21 protein-coding genes and 1 pseudogene are annotated in these 18,794 nt (G+C 37.8%); 6 read left to right on the forward strand and 16 right to left on the reverse strand.

Translation table 11 applies throughout. The annotated features are described in order from the left end of the window. Positions 1–106: 106 nt before the first annotated feature. From H9648_RS17680 to H9648_RS17690, 3 genes are all read right to left on the reverse strand, one after another. Entirely contained in the window at positions 107–721 is a 615-nt protein-coding gene (locus tag H9648_RS17680; protein ID WP_191755121.1) for a hypothetical protein, read from the reverse strand. A 12-nt stretch (positions 722–733) separates the two neighbouring features. Further along, positions 734–1,939 carry a hypothetical protein gene (locus tag H9648_RS17685; RefSeq protein WP_191755122.1) on the reverse strand — a complete coding sequence of 402 codons (1,206 nt, stop codon included), beginning with the start codon at positions 1,937–1,939 and terminating at the stop codon, positions 734–736. A gap of 253 nt (positions 1,940–2,192) precedes the next feature. After that, positions 2,193–2,999: an alpha/beta fold hydrolase gene (locus H9648_RS17690; protein ID WP_191755123.1), complete on the reverse strand. Its 807-nt coding sequence runs from the start codon at positions 2,997–2,999 to the stop codon at positions 2,193–2,195. Between the two features lie 354 nt (positions 3,000–3,353). On the opposite strand from H9648_RS17690, the gene H9648_RS17695 reads away from it, so the two are divergent. After that, a complete protein-coding gene (locus tag H9648_RS17695; RefSeq protein ID WP_191755124.1) occupies positions 3,354–3,548 on the forward strand; it encodes a hypothetical protein in 195 nt (64 codons plus the stop codon). A 169-nt stretch (positions 3,549–3,717) separates the two neighbouring features. On the opposite strand, the gene H9648_RS17700 is transcribed toward H9648_RS17695, so the two are convergent. The 9 genes from H9648_RS17700 to H9648_RS17740 all read right to left on the reverse strand — a co-directional run bounded on the left by H9648_RS17700 (position 3,718) and on the right by H9648_RS17740 (position 10,458). Next, positions 3,718–4,521 carry an Fpg/Nei family DNA glycosylase gene (locus H9648_RS17700; protein WP_191755125.1) on the reverse strand — a complete coding sequence of 268 codons (804 nt, stop codon included), beginning with the start codon at positions 4,519–4,521 and terminating at the stop codon, positions 3,718–3,720. Between the two features lie 110 nt (positions 4,522–4,631). Continuing rightward, positions 4,632–5,414, reverse strand: coding sequence for a phosphotransferase (locus H9648_RS17705; protein ID WP_191755160.1), 783 nt, complete (start codon positions 5,412–5,414; stop codon positions 4,632–4,634). 39 nt (positions 5,415–5,453) lie between these two features. Next, positions 5,454–5,903 carry an SRPBCC family protein gene (locus H9648_RS17710; protein WP_191755126.1) on the reverse strand — a complete coding sequence of 150 codons (450 nt, stop codon included), beginning with the start codon at positions 5,901–5,903 and terminating at the stop codon, positions 5,454–5,456. A 92-nt stretch (positions 5,904–5,995) separates the two neighbouring features. Then, entirely contained in the window at positions 5,996–6,499 is a 504-nt protein-coding gene (locus tag H9648_RS17715; RefSeq protein WP_191755127.1) for a GNAT family N-acetyltransferase, read from the reverse strand. An 88-nt stretch (positions 6,500–6,587) separates the two neighbouring features. Then, positions 6,588–7,070 carry a hypothetical protein gene (locus H9648_RS17720; protein ID WP_191755128.1) on the reverse strand — a complete coding sequence of 161 codons (483 nt, stop codon included), beginning with the start codon at positions 7,068–7,070 and terminating at the stop codon, positions 6,588–6,590. Positions 7,071–7,670: 600 nt separating this feature from the next. Continuing rightward, positions 7,671–8,177 carry an HAD family hydrolase gene (locus H9648_RS17725; RefSeq protein ID WP_404825769.1) on the reverse strand — a complete coding sequence of 169 codons (507 nt, stop codon included), beginning with the start codon at positions 8,175–8,177 and terminating at the stop codon, positions 7,671–7,673. 277 nt (positions 8,178–8,454) lie between these two features. Further along, a complete protein-coding gene (locus H9648_RS17730; protein ID WP_191755129.1) occupies positions 8,455–8,976 on the reverse strand; it encodes a DinB family protein in 522 nt (173 codons plus the stop codon). A 123-nt stretch (positions 8,977–9,099) separates the two neighbouring features. Further along, positions 9,100–9,969, reverse strand: coding sequence for a GNAT family N-acetyltransferase (locus H9648_RS17735; RefSeq protein ID WP_191755130.1), 870 nt, complete (start codon positions 9,967–9,969; stop codon positions 9,100–9,102). A 126-nt stretch (positions 9,970–10,095) separates the two neighbouring features. Continuing rightward, positions 10,096–10,458 carry a hypothetical protein gene (locus H9648_RS17740; protein WP_191755131.1) on the reverse strand — a complete coding sequence of 121 codons (363 nt, stop codon included), beginning with the start codon at positions 10,456–10,458 and terminating at the stop codon, positions 10,096–10,098. A gap of 115 nt (positions 10,459–10,573) precedes the next feature. Between H9648_RS17740 and H9648_RS17745 the strand changes: the two genes are divergently transcribed. Together H9648_RS17745 and H9648_RS17750 are read left to right on the forward strand one after the other, a co-directional pair. After that, the gene (locus H9648_RS17745; protein ID WP_191755132.1) at positions 10,574–11,371 is read left to right on the forward strand and encodes a helix-turn-helix domain-containing protein; all 798 of its coding nucleotides are present in this window, start codon (positions 10,574–10,576) and stop codon (positions 11,369–11,371) included. 106 nt (positions 11,372–11,477) lie between these two features. Continuing rightward, positions 11,478–11,693 carry a hypothetical protein gene (locus tag H9648_RS17750; protein ID WP_191755133.1) on the forward strand — a complete coding sequence of 72 codons (216 nt, stop codon included), beginning with the start codon at positions 11,478–11,480 and terminating at the stop codon, positions 11,691–11,693. 87 nt (positions 11,694–11,780) lie between these two features. Here the strand turns inward: H9648_RS17750 and H9648_RS17755 are convergent, their stop codons facing one another. The 3 genes and pseudogenes from H9648_RS17755 to H9648_RS17765 form a co-directional block, all read right to left on the reverse strand. Continuing rightward, complete coding sequence (locus H9648_RS17755; protein ID WP_191755134.1) at positions 11,781–12,098, reverse strand: hypothetical protein; 318 nt, start codon at positions 12,096–12,098, stop codon at positions 11,781–11,783. Positions 12,099–12,260: 162 nt separating this feature from the next. Next, a pseudogene (locus H9648_RS17760) lies at positions 12,261–12,784 on the reverse strand (GrpB family protein). A gap of 157 nt (positions 12,785–12,941) precedes the next feature. Further along, positions 12,942–13,853: an SDR family oxidoreductase gene (locus tag H9648_RS17765; RefSeq protein ID WP_191755135.1), complete on the reverse strand. Its 912-nt coding sequence runs from the start codon at positions 13,851–13,853 to the stop codon at positions 12,942–12,944. 85 nt (positions 13,854–13,938) lie between these two features. Here H9648_RS17765 and H9648_RS17770 point away from each other — a divergent pair, with 85 nt between their 5' ends. From H9648_RS17770 to H9648_RS17780, 3 genes are all read left to right on the forward strand, one after another. Next, positions 13,939–14,895, forward strand: coding sequence for a helix-turn-helix transcriptional regulator (locus H9648_RS17770; protein WP_191755136.1), 957 nt, complete (start codon positions 13,939–13,941; stop codon positions 14,893–14,895). Positions 14,896–15,124: 229 nt separating this feature from the next. Continuing rightward, positions 15,125–16,369: a beta-ketoacyl-ACP synthase II gene (gene fabF, locus H9648_RS17775; protein ID WP_191755137.1), complete on the forward strand. Its 1,245-nt coding sequence runs from the start codon at positions 15,125–15,127 to the stop codon at positions 16,367–16,369. 119 nt (positions 16,370–16,488) lie between these two features. Further along, complete coding sequence (locus H9648_RS17780; protein WP_318243558.1) at positions 16,489–17,166, forward strand: CPBP family intramembrane glutamic endopeptidase; 678 nt, start codon at positions 16,489–16,491, stop codon at positions 17,164–17,166. A gap of 627 nt (positions 17,167–17,793) precedes the next feature. Here H9648_RS17780 and H9648_RS17785 read toward each other — a convergent pair. Next, positions 17,794–18,696 (reverse strand): EamA family transporter, encoded by a 903-nt coding sequence (locus tag H9648_RS17785; RefSeq protein ID WP_191755138.1) that lies wholly within the window; start codon positions 18,694–18,696, stop codon positions 17,794–17,796. Positions 18,697–18,794: the final 98 nt, after the last annotated feature.

The following is an 18,794-nucleotide window of genomic DNA, read 5'->3' on the forward strand; positions in this document are numbered from 1 at the left end:
CTGAATATCTATGACTATGTTCAAACAATAAACCTAATAATAAAAAGGCTAGAGTCCGGTAGTACAATACCTGCTCTAGCCTTTCTAAGTTTATATTTTATGCTTCCTAAATATTTGCAAGTATCTTATTCGCAACACGTATCATCTGTTCTTTATCAAAGATCTCATCAAATTCAAGTCGCTTAACACCATATTGCATGTATAAACCCTTTTCTAACATTCCATCATTAAACCATTTAATATCCCTAATAGTTTGATATCGAAATTTTTGTTGGAAGCTTAATGACTTATCTACAAACCATACTCGTTTGTTGGTAGCGATTAAGTAGCCTTTAATTTCTTTTTTACTGCTTTTATCAAACTCACAAAATAAGAATGTTAACCCTCTTTCGTCAGGCTCAAACACATTTCGGATAAGAGATTGAAAGAATGCCTTATTATTTCTTACTTCGTTAAATTCGTAAGTCGGGTAAGAGTCAATTACTATTGACTTTAATAGATTTTCAACCTCTTGTTTTTCTTTTGCTTTTTGAGCTTCAAGTTGTTGCTGGCGTTCTTCAGCTGCATGTTTTCTTTTCATACGCTTTTGTTCTTTCACAGCTTCTTTACTACTTCGATAAGTTTGAACCTTTTCTTTTACTAGTACATTATCTTGATTCTTAGTTAAAAGCTTTACGAATAAATCTTCTGTTTTATAACATATTCTTTGATAAATCCCCATCTTACTCTCTCCTTAAGCTACCATTTTACGAGCCACATAGAATCGTCTTCCTAACCAAGCAGCTATTCCTAAACCAAAAATCATTGTGTTAGCTTCATCATCTTCCTGGGCAGCTTGTTTTCCTAATCCGTAATGATACTCATACACTGTTTCAGCTTTCATGTATTTTTGAGGGACTTCATATTTTTCTTCATTGCTACCCATCTCATAAGCTTCTTCTGCAATTTTTCCAATTTCATTATTCGATTTGAATCCTTCTTTATACCAACTGATATATTTTTCTTTCTTAAGAGCAGGCTTTTTATAGGAAATCATGGTAAAGGCGGCATTATAACCCATTTTTAAATACTTTTCTTTTAATTCATTCTGACCTTTCTCGTATCCAGATAGGTATGCGTTTATTAAAGTTTGACTTACATTCTTAGGCGTATTCTTAATATCCTTTGTTCCATCTTTAAGACCTTTTTCTTGAAAACTAACAATCTGTGCTTCTTCTTTCTCTTTTAATGCTCTGTTAAAACCATTTTCGAATTCTTGTTTTAAGGCTGCATTATTCTGATACTTTGCAGGAAGAACTAACTTTCCCTGTTTCTTTTCAGCTTCATATCCTTCCTTCTCAACAGCTACTTTCTGGTATTCAAACTTTTGCATTCCTTCAGAATACCCTTTAGCATAACCAGTGTCATAACCAGATTGGTAAGCTACTGAACCAGTAGAAGAATCATTTTCTTCTGCACCTTTTGTTCCATCGTTCAATCCTTTTTGATAGCCAGCTTTTTCACCCTTTGCTGTGTCTTGCTGTTCAATTTGTTTTGGACTGCCGTTAATTTTCGCAGTATCATATCCACTTGGAACTTCACACGGAATACCATCATCTACAGCATTACCGAAGCCATCTAATCTCTCCGGATCATTTGTAGCTGAATAGCCTTTTGCATTCCAGTAAGCTACAACTTCCTCATAGTTAGCAAAATCTGTACAGTCTTTATCACTGCGTGTTGCAGGAGCCTGTTTTGGTGCCGGCGTAGGTGCTGGAGTTGATCCACCGCTTGAACCTCCACCATTATGATAGTGATACCCTGTACATAATCCTTTTGCCTGAGACTTTGCTGAACAGTTATGTCCTCCACTACCGTCAGTTCTACCTGAGTGAGCATACCCTTGGTGAGGTAGAACTAATATCACAAAAGCCATTATAAAAACTAAATACTTCCCCATGTTCCCTATCTCCCTTTGTTGCTTTTTCATTTATTTCCAGATTTAATAGTAATGTCTAATTAATATTATTTCAATAAAATTTTCGTTGGAAATGTGTTTTTCTTCTAAATAACCCCCTAAAACAAAATCTAATATTCGAATATAAAACCTTTATTTATACAAAAAAGAAACACTAGTTTTTGACCAGAGTTTCTGATTTATTTGGATTATTTATTCTATTATTTGAACAATACGGGATTTTTGAATAGTAAACTTAGCTTAAACGATCTAACCACTCATTTATATGTACTTTCAACAGTTCACCTTGTTCTATATGCAAATTATGCCCAGCAACATCCAACACCAAAAAAGTAGCCCTCGGATACTTATCAAGTAAGTCATAAACATCCTTATAACCCGTAACATGGTCCTGCCTACCTGTTATAAATACACACGGTTTCTCAAACACTTCCTGGTCGATCTTAAACGTATACCCATAAGCTCCTGAGATTTTCTCTAAGAACGCTGGATCTGCGACCTTCAATCCAACCACCACTTCCTCCCTGTACCTTTTCCACGTGTATTCATTTAACTTCACATGAATGCCCTTAAAGTCTTCTCTTTCTTCTTCTGTTAGTGTGGCTAAGAATTCATGATCCACTTCTATATTGGTTTGTTCTGGTAATGTTCGTTCACTGTGATTGGGTAAAATCATCGGACAGATAAGCGCTGCACCCATTACTCGCTCTGGTTTTTTCGCGATGATGCCTCTTATGATATAACCAGCGTACGACTGACCAGCCAGTAAGAATGATTGGTCTGGTAATAACGTATCGATAAATTGAATAATTGCTTGAAGCATCTCATCGGAGTTTTGAATGGTTTCATAGCCTTTCGTCTGCCCCATTCCTGGCAGGTCAATATAGATGCGTCTGTATCCATCCCTCTCTTGAAAGATGGGTTCCATGCAGCCTTTCATCAACCGGTGATCGGGTGAGAATCCGTGAATCATCACGATCGGTGTTCCACTTCCGTATTCTTCATAATAGATGTTCGCTTTCTGTACTTGGCAATACGACATATTTCAACACTCCTTCTCTATAAAGGGGGTTCTCTGTCATTGAAGAAATTCCTTCTATTTTGGATCGAAACAAATATCATAACGGTGTTGTGTTAAAATGGGATAAGAAAATGACGGGGAGGGGTCTGTCTGAAGAACTTCTTGATTCGATTGTTATTTGCTGTGAGAACTGGACTCCTCACGTATGGAATTCTAATACTGTTTTACTTAGATGATGGTTATGGTTCAAACAAGATTATCATTCCCTTTGGAGTAGCTGGAGGATGGATTGGGTGGTATGTGTATCGTTACAGAACGTCTAAAAAACATTGAACGTAAGCAAGTGAAAGATAGAGTATTGAAGGAGCGGTTAGTTTGAAAGCTTATTTTATCCGGTTAGCGTTTAGCATTATGTCGATGGTGATCATTTATGGGATATTCTTTTTATTAGGATGGCACACGAAGAACTTTGCCCCTTTCATCATCCTGCCTCTTGGTTTAGCAGGTGGTTATGGTGCGCTGTATGTATATAAAATGATTCAAGAAGCAAAAGCGAAGGAGCAATTCTAAAGAAAAAGGACAGGTAGGAAGCCATCATAACTTCTAACCTGTCCTTTTCTATTAGAAAACGGAACACTTCGTTTTACAGTTTTTTGCGAGTGAGTAAACCGCTCATTTGCCTTGCTTGCTTTTTTTGATGTAACAAAAAATGCCCATCTAGATTGATAAAGAGTCTTATTTACTTTTGACAGTTCGGACAATAAAACGACTTATGCGAGGAATGATCCACTCTCTCAATCGTCCCTCCACATCTCGGGCACTTCTCTCCTTCACGTTCATACACATACGTGTTTTCGTTATAACTACCTGTCTTCTTATCACCTTCATACATTGGAAAATCCATATATCCGCCAAATTGAACCGCTCTTGCAAGAACAGGTCTGATGCTATCAAAGAGATTGTTTCTTTCCCCATCAGAGAGCTCATTCGCTTTTCGAAAAGGATGTATTTTCGCTTCGAAACAGATCTCATCGGAATAACAGTTTCCGATTCCAGCTATAAAGGATTGCTCAACTAACAATGGTTTGAGTGCCCCTTTTTTCCGCTCTAATCTTTGCAAAAACTCTTCTCGCTGCAGTTCAAATGGTTCTGGCCCAATTTCGCTCAGCTTTTCATCTAGTTCCGATTTACTTAGTAAATGTAGATACCCTAGTCGGAGACCAATAAAGTTAAGTTGTAGCTCTCCAAAGGAAAGAATGATCTGTTTCGTTCGATCTGGGCTGTTTTTAGAAGTTCCGAGAAACATCAGTCCTCCTAGCATCAAGTGAAGCAATAGAAACTTACCCGAACTTAATTCAAAGATTAGATGCTTTGCTCTTCTTTTGACGAAGGTGATATTGGACCCTTTTACATAGTCGATAAAAGTTTGAACCCCTGTGTTAATGGACTTCTCTCTGTTGATCACTACATCCGTAATCGGCTTATGTCGGATATTGTGGTTTAAAAACTCACGATACGTTTCCATCTCTGGCAGCTCAGGCATGATTCCAACTCCTTAGATTGCATTCTCTCTTGTTAGTATTGAGTTGGTTGGATAATTTATGTAAATAAAAAAAGCCGTATCAAAATGATCAGCTTTGTTTTGTGCATCTTTTATTCATTCGTTTTTTTGAGCCACTCTGTTCCGTATTTCTGAATAAAACCAATATCGTCTCGATAATGATCAAGATGCCCCTCTTCTATCATCATTTGAAAAGCTTTGTCACCTTCACTCGCTTTTCTTATCATCGTTCTACATAACCCTTCTAATCGACGCAAAACCATTTCCAAATAACCACTATCTACTTTCTCACCGTACGCTTCAAAAAAACATTGGACTCTTTGTTTGATCCGGTCTGCATGTTGCTCACGATTGTAAGTAACGTTCTTGCCAGTTTCATCTAGATAAAATCTGCTTAAAGGCACGCACGTGTAAAGGGTATAGGCAATGTTCCAAAGTCTTGGACCCGGACCCGCTACATCAAAATCAATGATTCCAACGGGTCGTTCATTATCAAAAATAATGTTATAAATGGCAAAATCATTATGGCAAAGTACTTCAAAAGGCTTTGGAGTGTAATCGATAGGCTGCCAACCTTCATCCAATGAAAAATCACTTACAGAATCGTGATAGAGCCGAAGCATTTTAGCTATTTCTTTTAACACATCGTTACACCACATGTATTCTTTCAAAGGGTAATGACCCGCTTCACCTTCAATAAAGGAAAGAATTTCTCTCCCTTTTTCATCAATGCCTAAAAACTTTGGAGCATAACTGAATCCTTTGTTTTTTAGGTGCTTTAATAGCTTGTGAACTTTAGGGCTTTCTGGTTTAAGTTCCCGTCGAACCGTATCTTCTAGACGATGTACGGTTGAGACATTTCCTCCAGTTAGTATCTAATTTAAACCTCCTTGAAAACTCTCTACTACTGGCATTTATAGAATTAAGTCCTGTTTATAAACTATTCCATGCTCTAAATAGACTTTTAACAGGGTTAAAGCTTCCCCCCAACCTGCAGCACATCCAATGCAGGCACTCAAGTCTTTTTCTGAATTCGAATAGCCAGATTCATTAAGGTCTACTAATGTACCGTCTTTATAAGGTTCAAGTTTAATGGTTACTGTTGAACTTTGTTCTCCTGGTGACCACTGAAACACAAATTTTTGGTTTGGAATTGCTTCAAGTATTTCTCCGCCATCTTCAATCGTTACATTTTCACTACCGAAGTTCAGCCACCTCATTCGAATTTCACCAGTTCCGTCTGGATTGATCTCTAAAGACGTGTCATCCGTAAACCAAGCATTCCAGCCTTGAGCTGTTGAAATGGTACGATACACATCTTCTAATGGTACTTTAATATAAGTTTTATGGTTTATTTCTGGCATTTCTACAATCCTCCGTACGCTTATGGGTTTTCTTTATTAAAGAATTTCTAACAATCATTCACTGAAAGAAGTTTTAAGATAGGTCCAATCTTCTAAAGTTCACGTACGCACCAAACAATTTCTCCACTCTCGTTCCACGTACTATGGTGACGTTCAAATCCCAGCTTTTCTAGCACGCGAAAGGATGCAGTATTCCAAGCGCCTACCGTTGACCAAAGCTTGTGACGACCGGTTGCAACTGCAGCATCTAAGACCACGGTTGCCGCCTCAGTCGCATAGCCATTACCGTGTACTCTTTGGAACAACTCGTAAGCAATCTCCGGCTCTTCAAGTGTAGAACGACCAATAATTAATCCGCAGTATCCGATATAATCCCCTTCATCTCGACGACGAATCGTGAGTAACGCGATCCCACTTTCCAATGCTCGATTGCGTAAAGTTGTGACATTCTCACGAGCAGTAACTAGAGTTGGCATACCTTTGCCCCGTTCGGCAACAAGCTCCCTATACCATGATGCATCTGATTCCTTCCACAGACTAAGGGACAGTCGATCGGTTTCCATCTCAAACGTCATAGGTTTAAATTTAGCTGTCATATTACGTGTAACCTCCTAGATTAAAAGTTATTAAATTAATGAACTTATTTACCTTGAATTCTGCTCGTTACATATCTGCCATCGTTAATTAGTTAACTTCCACTACAAATGTGTAGGATACTTCACCATTAGACCATTTAGCTAATACCTCATAGATGTATCGACCTTTACTTGATGGGGCGGATAAACGATTGTTGTCTAATATGACTTCTTTACCGCTACCATCTTCGTTCCACGGAAAAACAGATAGTTTCGGTTTGTCTTTTGTTTCGATTGCAATATCAGCGCCTGGTTTTACTTCTATAGCATCAAACCCCTCACCAATTTGGTAAGGTGATGCTGCATCCGTTGTTACAGCTTCCGTTTCTAATCCTTTTTTTCTTTCCCATCTATAATTTCCTGATTTCATCTCATGTCTGAAACCTTCGATTTTAATGAATCCTGAAACCGTTGGTGGGAATTCATTTTCGCTCTCTTCTGTTGTTTGATCATTCCTTTCAAATGGAGTTGTACACCCCGTCATGCAAAATAAAAAAAGAAAGATTACGAAAAACAGTCGTTTTGTTTTCAAAACATAACTCCTATTATCAATGACATTTATTTAGCAGCAACTCATGCTCAATATTTATAAAATTGATCAATACCATAAATGGATGTAAGTATGTAGATCATGGTTGGAACTTGTAAGATTAACTTTGAACTTACAAAAAATTTGTAAGTTAAATAAGTCACGGTAGCGGATAGAAAGGGACTAAAAGCAAAAACAGAAGTATACAGGAAAGCTCCATATTCCATTTGATCCACAAAATACATATTGCCAGAAATCCAAACAAAGAACATCCACCAACTGACTAGGGATAACATGATAAAAATTAAATATCTCATTGTATTTCACCATTCTCTTGTTCTATAGCTTGATTGTTTACATTAATACCAAATATTCAGTATCGTCGTTAAAGCTGTTTCGTTATAGTTGATTCTTTGCATAGTTCATCTGAAAACTCTCTTTGATGATATCTCATTTCGAAATCACTTCATTTCTCAAATGTCTATTCAGTAAACAATCTGTTGCGTTATTTAATTCAATAAAAAAGAGCATTAATCCTTTAAAGATTAGTGCTCCATATTGCGTATTATATTTATCTCCCAAAAAAGAACAATACTCTACTCTTCAATTTGAAAGTTGCACTGCCTTTTCATGGGTTTCTAAAATTAGCTTAAGCTCTGCCAGATCGCTTATCGTATAGTCGGCTGCCTTCGCTTCATTCCAGTGAGGGCTCGTTTTCCAGACGGCAACCATTCCTACGTTTCTAGCCGCTTCTACGTCATTTTTTGGGTGGTCGCAGACGAACATGCACTCTTCCATCTTAACGTTTAATCTTTCTGCCGCTCTCTGGAAAACTAGTGGATCAGGCTTTCTCAATCCTTCCATCTCTGATACAAGGATGGTGTCGAAATACTCTTTTATCTCTAGTGCTTGTATCGTGTCATACTGAAACACACCGTAACCGTTCGTGACCAAGCCGAGGCGATATCCTTTTTTCTTCAGCTCCTCCAGCATGCTAATAAGATTTGGAAACGGTGTGCAATGGTGCTTGAATTGCGTTAAATAATCATCGAGTAATTCTCCTGGAGGCATTCTTCTAACCGCCAGCTCCTCGGCTAGCTTTTGGTACACTTTGTCCTTCCACACATATCCGTTTTCTTCTAGCTCGATAAATCGTTTCGCATACAATTTTTTAGGTATATGGGACAGGACGGATGAAAGCCGAGTATGTTGTCCTCTACGAACTTCTTAACCGAAGTGTCGCGATCCAATAGGGTTCCGTCCAAATCAAACAGTACAGCTTTTATCAAACTAACTCTCTCCTATCCTTGCATTCTGTATATGAAGGTATGTACCCGTAATCATAATTTTGCACGCACTAAAAAGCATAGTTTAAAAATTAATTGAACTAATCCCTAGACAAAACTCCTATATTGTTAAGCGTGTGATCGAGCTCATACTTCTGACGTAGGTGATGACGAAAATGCATACCAATAAGAGATAACCACTCTTGTGCATTCAGCCACCCAAAGCCACCATGCTTCATTTTGCAGTTTGGGTTTATCTCTTCTACTTTTAATTCCAAGTCTTTCATTCTATTCATTAATTGATCTAGCTCAAGCACAATCTCTTCTTTACTTTTGGTGTTGTCAGGTGGAGCATCTAGTTCTTCCGGCAATTTAATTTTAATAGGAGGGAACCCACCAATGTTAAATAGATACTCTCCGAATTCGGTTTTTCCCTGATGTTGCTCTTCAACTGCTTTCTCACAATCGTCAACACTATCCAAATACTCATGAGCAACAACAATCAAATGGTCATACATTTGACCTATCGACCAAACCCCTTGTTCAGGAATATAACTGAGCTGTTCGTTTGAATAGTTTTGTAAAAAGCTTTTATAAGTTTCAATTAACTTCAGATCACTCATCGTAAGAACCTCCGTTTCAATACAACTAGTCTTATTCTTAACTTCAATAAAAAGAGCACTTCTCCTTCTTGAAGAAATGCTCCACTTGTTTGCCTGTTAGTCTTTTCGCTTGCTATTGTTTTTTTATCCGAAAACTTGTGCAGCGATTGCATATAATTTTTGGTTCCTGTTTGGCATTGCGCTTGAATTCTTCATCATTATTGGAGGCTCATTAACTTTATTATAACCACATGTATGTAAGAAAGTCATGAAATCATGATGACCTGATGGCACATCAATCCTAAGATTTCCATGATGGTTGGTAGCTAATTCTTTCATGATAGAAGTGGCTGTATTAAAGTCCGGCGCTACAATCGGTCCTACTATTAGGTTTATAGGGCCTTGTACAGATAGACCAAAACCAATAATCTGGCTGTTCTGATCTTTTACAACGATACATTGTTTCGATTGTTCAATTCGATTGTACAAAAATTTGCTTCTCTGATCACCAAAGGCAGCTGAGTCTAATTTAATCAATTGGTGAAAATCCTCTACTTTGTAGGTGTCTAATGTAAATTTATTATTATCTTTAAGCGAATCGCAGATAAAATTTTCACACAAAAACTTATGTACAACATCAACCGTTCTAAAGCCTAAGCTTTCATATAACGGTTTCCCTTCATCCGTTGAGATTAGCATGATGGATGTCTCTTTAGAGACGCTAGCCATACATTGCTGAGTCACTTCTTTTCCTAATCCGAGCCCTCTGAAATCTGAATGTACGATGACCATACCGATTGAGGCTAGATTTGTATCGTAGGGAATGATTGCAGCACTTGAAACGATTTTACCTTCAGGGTTTTTATGTCCATAAATTTTTCCTGATGACAGAATCATTTTTATTTCGTAATCATCATAGTCCCATCCAACAGATGAAGAAAGTTCTATTAATTTTGATACGTCATTATTATTAAATTGCTCTACGTTCAATACAACTCGATCTTCCGTATACATGGAGTAGCCCCCTAATGTAGTTGTACCCTTATTATAGATGATAATCGTTTGGGATCGACAAGGATTATAATTCGTACATAACGAAAAAACCGAACTTGCTGTAAGTCACAACAAGCTCGATTCTTTCTATTCGCTATCTAACTGATATTCCATCTTTACATCACGGTAAGATGATAACGTGTATTGCGTTTGGTAGATAAACTTGTCTGTATTCGTACTGTGCGTGAGAGGATGATAACTTAACGTCCATCCGTATAGATGCGACGTTTCAGATAGCGGCTCACTACGAAGTGCATCCAGTTCTTTCTGTTCATTCACTTCAAATACCGCAAACCCACCAAGTGGCTTAGTCGCAAAATGCTCATGGTAGATGATCTTACCGAACTCTTGATTACTTATCCAATTGTTTAATGATCGATTCGCCTCAATCGCTCTTGCCTCTGCTGGTGCAAAGCCATATACAAGATAACACCTTGACTTAAAACTCATGTGAATCCCTCCTCTATCCTTCATTATGGATAAGTGAAGAATCGAATTCATTGCATATCGTGCTCAATCTCACCGCAACTTTTGATAGTATAGAAGATGGAAGGATGTGGAGTCGTTGGGATTTCATCTTAAGCTCGATCATATCAAGATTCTATACATCGAAGGCTCGAATTGGGGAGACCAACCTCATTACCATGAAGATGTTTATCAAATCTCTGTGCCGCTTACAGGAGAGATGTTTACAGACCTGAACCAAACAACATTAGCACTGAAAGAAGGAGAGGCAATCGTCACGAATCCTCTATCCCTTCACGCTCATCAGTTTGATAATGTTCCATCTTCTATGTTTTTGATCGGATTAGACCGTCAATCACTAAACGCTTGGAACAATGTAAATTTAACAGAAGAGATCACTTTTATAGAGAAGCAAACAATCTCTCCAAATGTTATCAAAAAACAAGTGAAACAGTGGTTTGATCGATATCTCTTTCAAAGTCATGAAGATACTTGTAAGAAAGATATAGAGAACGAGGCATTTCATTTTTTTACGTCCATTTTTAGAGGAAGTCATTCAACAGCTATGAAACACCAGAGCAAGGGCCATTACATGACTCATGTACTCGACTATATTCATACAAACTATCATGAAACCATTTCTGTAGATACGCTCGCAATGATCGCGAACCAAAGTAAATATCACTTTATGCGAAGCTTTAAAAACTATACGCATCTCTCTCCTCATCAATATCTTATACGAACGAGGATCGAGCGAAGTAAAGAATTACTCACAACAACTACTCGATCACTTTTAGATATCAGCTATGAAGTTGGATTTAACAATCCTAGTCAGTTTCACCGAAATTTTGTGAATGTTATAGGCTGCACGCCGTTACAGTATAGGATGAATCATTAGGCAACTCTTTATTTTCCAGTTAAAACTTTCTCGCTTGATTGACTATAATTGATTAATTCACTATTTAAATTTCCACTCATTAAGCTCAATAAGGAGATGTATTAGAATGGAGATTATATTGGACAACTTAGTCGAAGCCAAACGTCAACTAGACTCAACGATTCACAAACTAAAAGAAACCGTTAAAACACTAGAAGGGAAAGAAAATCCAAATCGGTATAAATCTCAGATCACCTTAGCGCAAAGACGTATAGAAGCGTTCGAACTGTCTGTGTTTCTCATTGAAAGAGAAATTCGTGATCATAGCAAAAATAGCAAATAATCTTCTGCAACAAAAAAAGGACCTTAGTGAAAAGGTCCTTTTTTGTTTCTTCAGTGTTTGTTCGTTGTCTTTTTAAAATCTTCGCTACTACTGAGCAGTTCCATTGTCTAATCGATTGCGTAATGCACAGTTTGGAGCTTCTGAAACCATTCGAACACTTTCTACCCTGTTTCTACAGAGCTTTCTCCAAGCGCTGTCGTTTCGGTATTTAGCCCAATTGCATCTGCTGCACATTTCTCTTCTTAACTGACCTTCAGTCTGACGAAGTTTCACTTTTTTGTGACAGCCACATTCATGGTGGTGACGTTCAACGCGGTGGTGACATCCACATTCACGATGTTGACGTTCCACAGGCTTGTTACACCCACAAGAATGATGACCTGAATTATTTCCAATCCAACCCATAACTAATCCCCCCTTAGTTCCCGAAGGTATACCTTCGATTATGATATTCTATGAAATTCAACTGAAAGTGCTTGTACACCTATCACAGTTCCTTTTCGATCATGCTATATAAATGCAAAAAAAGGCGTTAATCCACTTCGGATTAACGCCCCTATATAACGGTTAGGATAAATAGTTGTTTAATACCTTATTAATAAATTCTGTTTTCCCTTCTGTATATCTTTCACGGTCATTATTATATTCTTGTGCTAAATGACTTTTTAAAGTAGCGTATTCATTCACAAGGTGTGAGTTAATTCTTAACTTATCTCTGAATGTAAGTAATTGATCCCATCGTTCTTCTCCTTCTAACATTAGATGTAAATGTGCTACTCGTTTGTCGTGTTCCACTTTCACAAAGAATCTTCGCCAAGGCTGCTTGTCTAATTCTGGAGGTACATAATGCCAATCGTGTGCGTTTAGCTTTTCCGCAATACTATTGATAAACTCCAATGAAGAAATCGTAGCCATTACATCGATAATTGGTTTTGCGGGCAAGTTAGGTATAGAAGTACTTCCAATATGTTCTACCTGGATAACACCAAATGCTGAAAGTAGATTGCTTTTTCCTTCCAGTTAGAATCTGGTTTTTTTACCTCAATTTTTTCATAAGCCCACACTGGAATGTTTTCATTATCGTTACCCATATTCAAACCACCTCTTATTTTCTTTAACCATATTGCTTGTATGTTTAATAAGTTCCATATAAAAAAGCGTTAATCCTTCTCGAATTAACGCACATGTATCTATGCAGTTTGCTTAATTATGCTCAGTTCACCTTCAGTAAGAAAAGCTCACTTTCTTTTACTTATACCCCTCAACATTAGCTGGCTTTCCTGCCTCGATGACTTCAACCAAATATCGGAAACAATCTGGCTGTGAGCCATCGATATCAACGAAGTCATATTTTTTAGCGAGTTCTCCACTTGAAAAAGATTGTCCGTTTAGTTCATGCCGGTTCTCATCCATCGCTAATGCCGCTACGGCTCTTCCAACAAAACGCGGTGTTTCAGATATTGCAAAATGCGGATCTTTCTCAATCCCGTCCCGCCAACTTTCTTCTGTTACACCAAACACTTCAAGCATAATCTCTGAGCGCATCCAGCCTGGTGATAGGGAAACAGCTGTACATTTATAAGGTGAAAGTTCATGCGACAATGCTTTGGCCATCCGGTTAACAGACGTTTTGGCTAAATCGTAAAACATCGACACTCTGTAATTGTTATCATTATATTCTTTGGTCCCATCGGTCATTTCAATCACTAGTCCGCCTTCGTTTTTAATTAACAATGGAAGCGCGTAGTGACTTGTTATGAGGTGTGTATCAACAGCGAGACGAAGCATGCGTAGCCCTTTTTCAAGTGAATGTTCCCACACAGGAGTACTCCATTCAATGAAATTCTCCCCTCCCCAAATATCGTTCACTAGAATATCTAATCTACCTTGTTCCTTTTCAATGCGTTTCACTAAGGCTTGTACTTGTTCTGCCACAAGATGATCAACTTGAACAGGGATCCCAATACCACCTAGTTCGTTTACCAATTCTGCCGTTTCCTCAATGGTTTCTGGTCGGTTGTATTCTGAAGCTTCCTTGCGTGTTGTTCTACCTGTAATATAAACGGTTGCTCCTGCCGCTCCCAACTCCATTGCAATTCCGCGTCCAGCGCCACGTGTCCCTCCAGCTACAAGTGCAACTTTTCCATCTAACGGTTTCATTTGCATCCACTCCTTAATTGATATATCTTTAGCTTAACCTTTAAAGTTGACACCTTATGTCATATATAAAAATAGGAGTGGATATTTGAGAGCAGACCGTTTAATCAGCATCTTATTGCTGCTTCAAAATCATGAAAAAATGACAACAAAAGCTTTGGCAAAAGAATTAGAAGTCACAGAACGAACCATACATCGTGACATGGAAGCGTTAAGTGCCGCAGGAATTCCAGTACTAGCCGAACGTGGCAAACATGGTGGATGGCGGCTCGTTGATCAATACAGAACGAGATTGACTGGATTAAAAGACAGCGAGCTAAAAACGTTGTTTCTTTCCCCTTCTTTTCAGCTGTTAAGTGATCTCGGCTATACAAAAGATTGGAAAGAAGCCCGGCACAAACTGTTAGCCGCTCTGCCAAACACACTTCAAACACACGCTGATCACTTGTGGAACCGCATCTATATTGATACCGATTCATGGAAACAATCGACTCAAGAGACTACTGCACTTGGTTTGCTACAACAAGCAATTTGGGAAGAACGAAAAATAAAGATAACATATGAAAAAGCTAACAAGGAAACATCAGAGAGAACGGTTGAACCATTAGGGCTAGTCGCAAAAGGACGAACGTGGTACCTGATTGCGGTATCCATCGAAGATATGAAGAATTTTAGAGTATCTCGAATAAAATCTGTGGAATTATTGAACGAAGCATTCATCCGCCCAGCTAATTTTAACCTGGCTGATTATTGGACCGAATCCAAACATCAATTTGTTCAAAATTTACCTGTATTCGAGGTAGATGTTGAGGCATCACCTTCGATTATTCAACGGTTATCTTTTAGCGGACGCTTTGCTCAGGTAGTTAGTACTGGCTCACCGAATGAAAACGGATGGATACCCGTAAAACTGACGTTTGATACAAAACAAGAAGCGGCCGCCTATATCATAGGGTTTGGTGATCAAATGAAAATCGTTTCTCCTCATTCATTGATTGAATCTGTTAAGGAAATTGGAGAATGTGCACTATCTCTATATAGATAAAGATTGAACTCTGTAAGTTAACGGGTGTTCTTTTGAAGTAAAAAAAGTTAATAAACATAGAGAATCGTAAAAAAGCACTGCAATTGACCTCACTCTTAATTGTTAGTGTCCATTTTAAATTCAACTAATATTTATGAGAGAAAATTAATTATGTTAAATATAGGAAGGAAGATTGTAAAAACATGTAGAAATATACAGATAAATGGAAAATTCAGTAGGTGATAATAATATGCGAAGAGTTGTAGTGACAGGCATGGGAGCCATTACTCCCCTAGGTAATTCGGTTGAGGAGACTTGGAATAAACTAATTCACGGAGAGTCCGGCATCGGTAAACTTACTCGTTTTGACTCAACCAATTTTTCCGCAAAAACAGCTGCAGAAGTTAAAGATTTTAGGCTTTCAAACTATATTCAGGTTAACGAAAGACATCGTATGGATCGGTTCACTGAATACGCCGTCGCTTCTTCTATCATGGCCATTCAAGATGCAAACATGATACCGGGTAAAACGGTTCATGAAGAACGAGTTGGCGTATCATTCGGCACAGCGATTGGGGGTATCGAAAGTTTTGAAAATACCTATAAAGACCTGCAGAACGGGGGTTATCAAAATCTCTATCCCTTTTCTACAACAACGGTTATTTCAAATATGGCAGCGAGCCAAGTCGCGATTGCAATCGGAGCTAAAGGCGTTAATACATGTGTCGTATTATCCTGTGCTTCCGGGTCAAATGCGATAGGAGATGCATATCGAGCAATTCAGAGAGGTGATGCAGAAGTGATAGTGGCTGGAGGTTCAGAAGCCTCACTGACTCCCCTTGGAATCGGGGCTTTCTGTGCCATGGGAGCTATATCCACTAATCCTGACCCTAAAGGTGCTTGCAGACCTTTTGATAAGAACAGAGATGGCTTAGTAATGGGAGAAGGTGCAGGTGGTATCGTGTTAGAATCCCTTGATACAGCATTGAGTCGGCAAGCAAAGATTTATGGTGAGATCGTAGGTTACTCAACTGTTTCAGATGCTTATCATATTACGAGCCCCGCTCCAGGCGGCGAGGGAGCAGTTCGAGCGATGAATGGTGCATTATCAGAATCCCGTTTGACGCTTGAAGACATTGAGTATATTAACGCACACGGTACGAGTACCACCTATAATGATAGATTTGAAACAGAAGCTATAAAAAGCTTCTTAAAGACAAGAGCTTACGACGTCCCGATCAGTTCCACTAAATCTATGACAGGTCACATGATGGGTGCTGCGGGTGCAGTAGAAGCCATCTTTACACTTCTTGCTATTGAGACGGGAATAATTCCGCCGACTGTCAACCTACATACTCCTGATGAAGCATGCGATTTGGATTATGTACCAAATGAAGCCAGAAAAACAACGATAAAAGCAGCACTTAGTAATGCACTTGGCTTTGGTGGACACAACACTGCCCTACTTTTTAAAAAGTTTGAAGATCGTTTATAAAGGAGAGATCAGTTATACAACTTGTTAGAAATTATGGCATAGTATTCGTTTACTCAAGTTTGTTTTTTCTTAGCATTATCTTATTTTCAAACAGGTGGTACACCTGGGGAGCGTTTTCTGTGTTATCGTTGTTCCTACTTTATACAACAAACTCTAAATATCGTTCCACCCTAACCCTATTCATCTTCTTTTCGTTAGGGTTGACTTTGTATATTTTAGGAATGGACTTAATTGCCCAGTGGGGACTTTCCATAGAAACAAAGATTATCTTAAATAGAAGTTTACTTTTATTTATAGTCATAGGAGCAGGCATCTCTTTAAAACTTACTAAACAAAAAGTGAATCTTTTTACAGTGATGCCGAACTGGAATGGTCGGATCGTATTTCCTCATCATACGATAAAAACTCTAACCTTTTTAGTGTTTGGAATGCTTGGGTCAACGACAATCTTTTTACCTCTTTTATTTGTAGAGAACACAAGCTTAACGCGATCACTTCTTATATTTGCACTGTTCTTTTCACTGATTAATGCTGTTCTAGAGGAAATACTTTGGAGAGGAATATTGTTGTCTTCTCTAAAAGAATACATCTCTACCTTTTATGCTGTCCTCATTACTAGTATCGGATTCGGTCTGTTACATCTATCTATCGGAATTCCACTTGTCATGAGTCTGCTGTTTTCGTTTGGAGGACTTTTTTATGCTTTTATTGTCTTAAAGACAAATAGTATATATCCTGCCATCGTGTTTCATTTTGTCATAAACATAGGTATGGTTCTTAACGGTTGGATATTATAAATTTGTTTTAAAAGGATAGGTTCTTGCCTCAAAATCTAAAACAGAAGTCTAAAAATAAACAAATAAAAAGAGTACCCGACTTGTGGTACTCTTCTATTCATTATCTACCAGTTTCCTTAAATGCGTACTTATAAAGGGTTCTGAAGTAAACAAAAAGAAAAATAAAAACGACCAATGAGGAAAATATGAATTCATCATTTGAATGAATCCGTAGATATTTCTCTCGTGAAACCAATAACATGAAACCCATTCTGTAGAGAAGGTCAAATACGAAGAAAATTTTCCAAAAGATCTTTCGAAAGATTTCTTTTTTGTAAACATATCCATAGATACCTAAAACGCCTACCACCGTGATGATCAGATTCATCAACTCACGGAAATTGCTCATATCAATCCACAGAAAGTTGTACGTGGAAATCAACAAGAAACACCAAAAGTATATCTTCAAACATGCACCTCTTTCTTCAGGTTATAGAGAGAGATATTATCATATACCCTTTGCACCGTTTTGGTTCACCCGTTGAAATAATTTGTTGTTTAACAATATTCATATCACTTAAAAAAGATATCTTCATAGGAAAAGCCATTTTTAGTATATTAACTTGAAGTAATTTCGATTATCTAAGGTTACTTAATCGACTTCGGTTTAAGAGCATTAGTTCTAAAGTTAATTGGAACATTCCCCCATACAATACCTAATAAGATGATCAAAACTCCCATCCATTGTATCCAATCAACCGTTTCGTTTAAGACAAACAAAGAAAGTAAGATTGCCACTGGTAACTCAGATGCTGTTAATATTGACCCTGTCCCTGGACCCAAATGTGGCATTCCAATTGAAAATAATATAGGTGGAATTACAACTCCAAATAAGCCTAACAAGATTCCATATGGAGCAATGTTAAATAAAGACGTTGTATCCATTAAAGAGAATGGTTTAACAATTAATACAACGATCAACAAACCTCCAGTTGAAAAAATTGCACTTCTCTGTAAAGCCGGTACTTCTTTTTCCACCATACTGCTTATAACTAGAAAAACAGAATAAGAACAAGCCGCGAGAATACCCCAAACAGTACCTTCCAAACCAATTGTTTTCTCTCCTGAAGAGAATAGACTTGCAGCAAGACTCGATCCAATTAACACAATGAATATGGATACAGTTTTCTGAGTGGTAGGTTTATGCTTTAAGATGACCCATTCTACCAATGCTCCTATCCATATAAACTGAAATAAAAACAAAATCGCTAGTGAAGCATCTAGTGTTTCTAATGAATAGTAGTAGAAGATACCAGTTAACCCCATCGGAAAACCACATATGAGCAATTTCATAATCTGATTTAAGCTTAGTTTCTTTTTGTTAAAAAATAATGCAAGTATCCATATTAAAATCGTACCAATAACAAACTGAATTCCTGTAACTTCTGACATATTAAATCCAGATTCATATGCAAGCTTTACAAACGTAGACAATACACCAAAACTACAACCTCCTAGAAATACACAACTTATATAAATCCAACTTTTCATTATGATCCCCCTCATCATTTCCATAAAAAAAAACCACACAATTATCAAACGATAATTGTGTGGCGAAAAAAGAATAGATCTTTAAAAATCCACGACCA

This window comes from Fictibacillus norfolkensis, from assembly GCF_014836645.1.
In the GTDB taxonomy this organism is placed as follows: domain Bacteria; phylum Bacillota; class Bacilli; order Bacillales; family Fictibacillaceae; genus Fictibacillus; species Fictibacillus norfolkensis.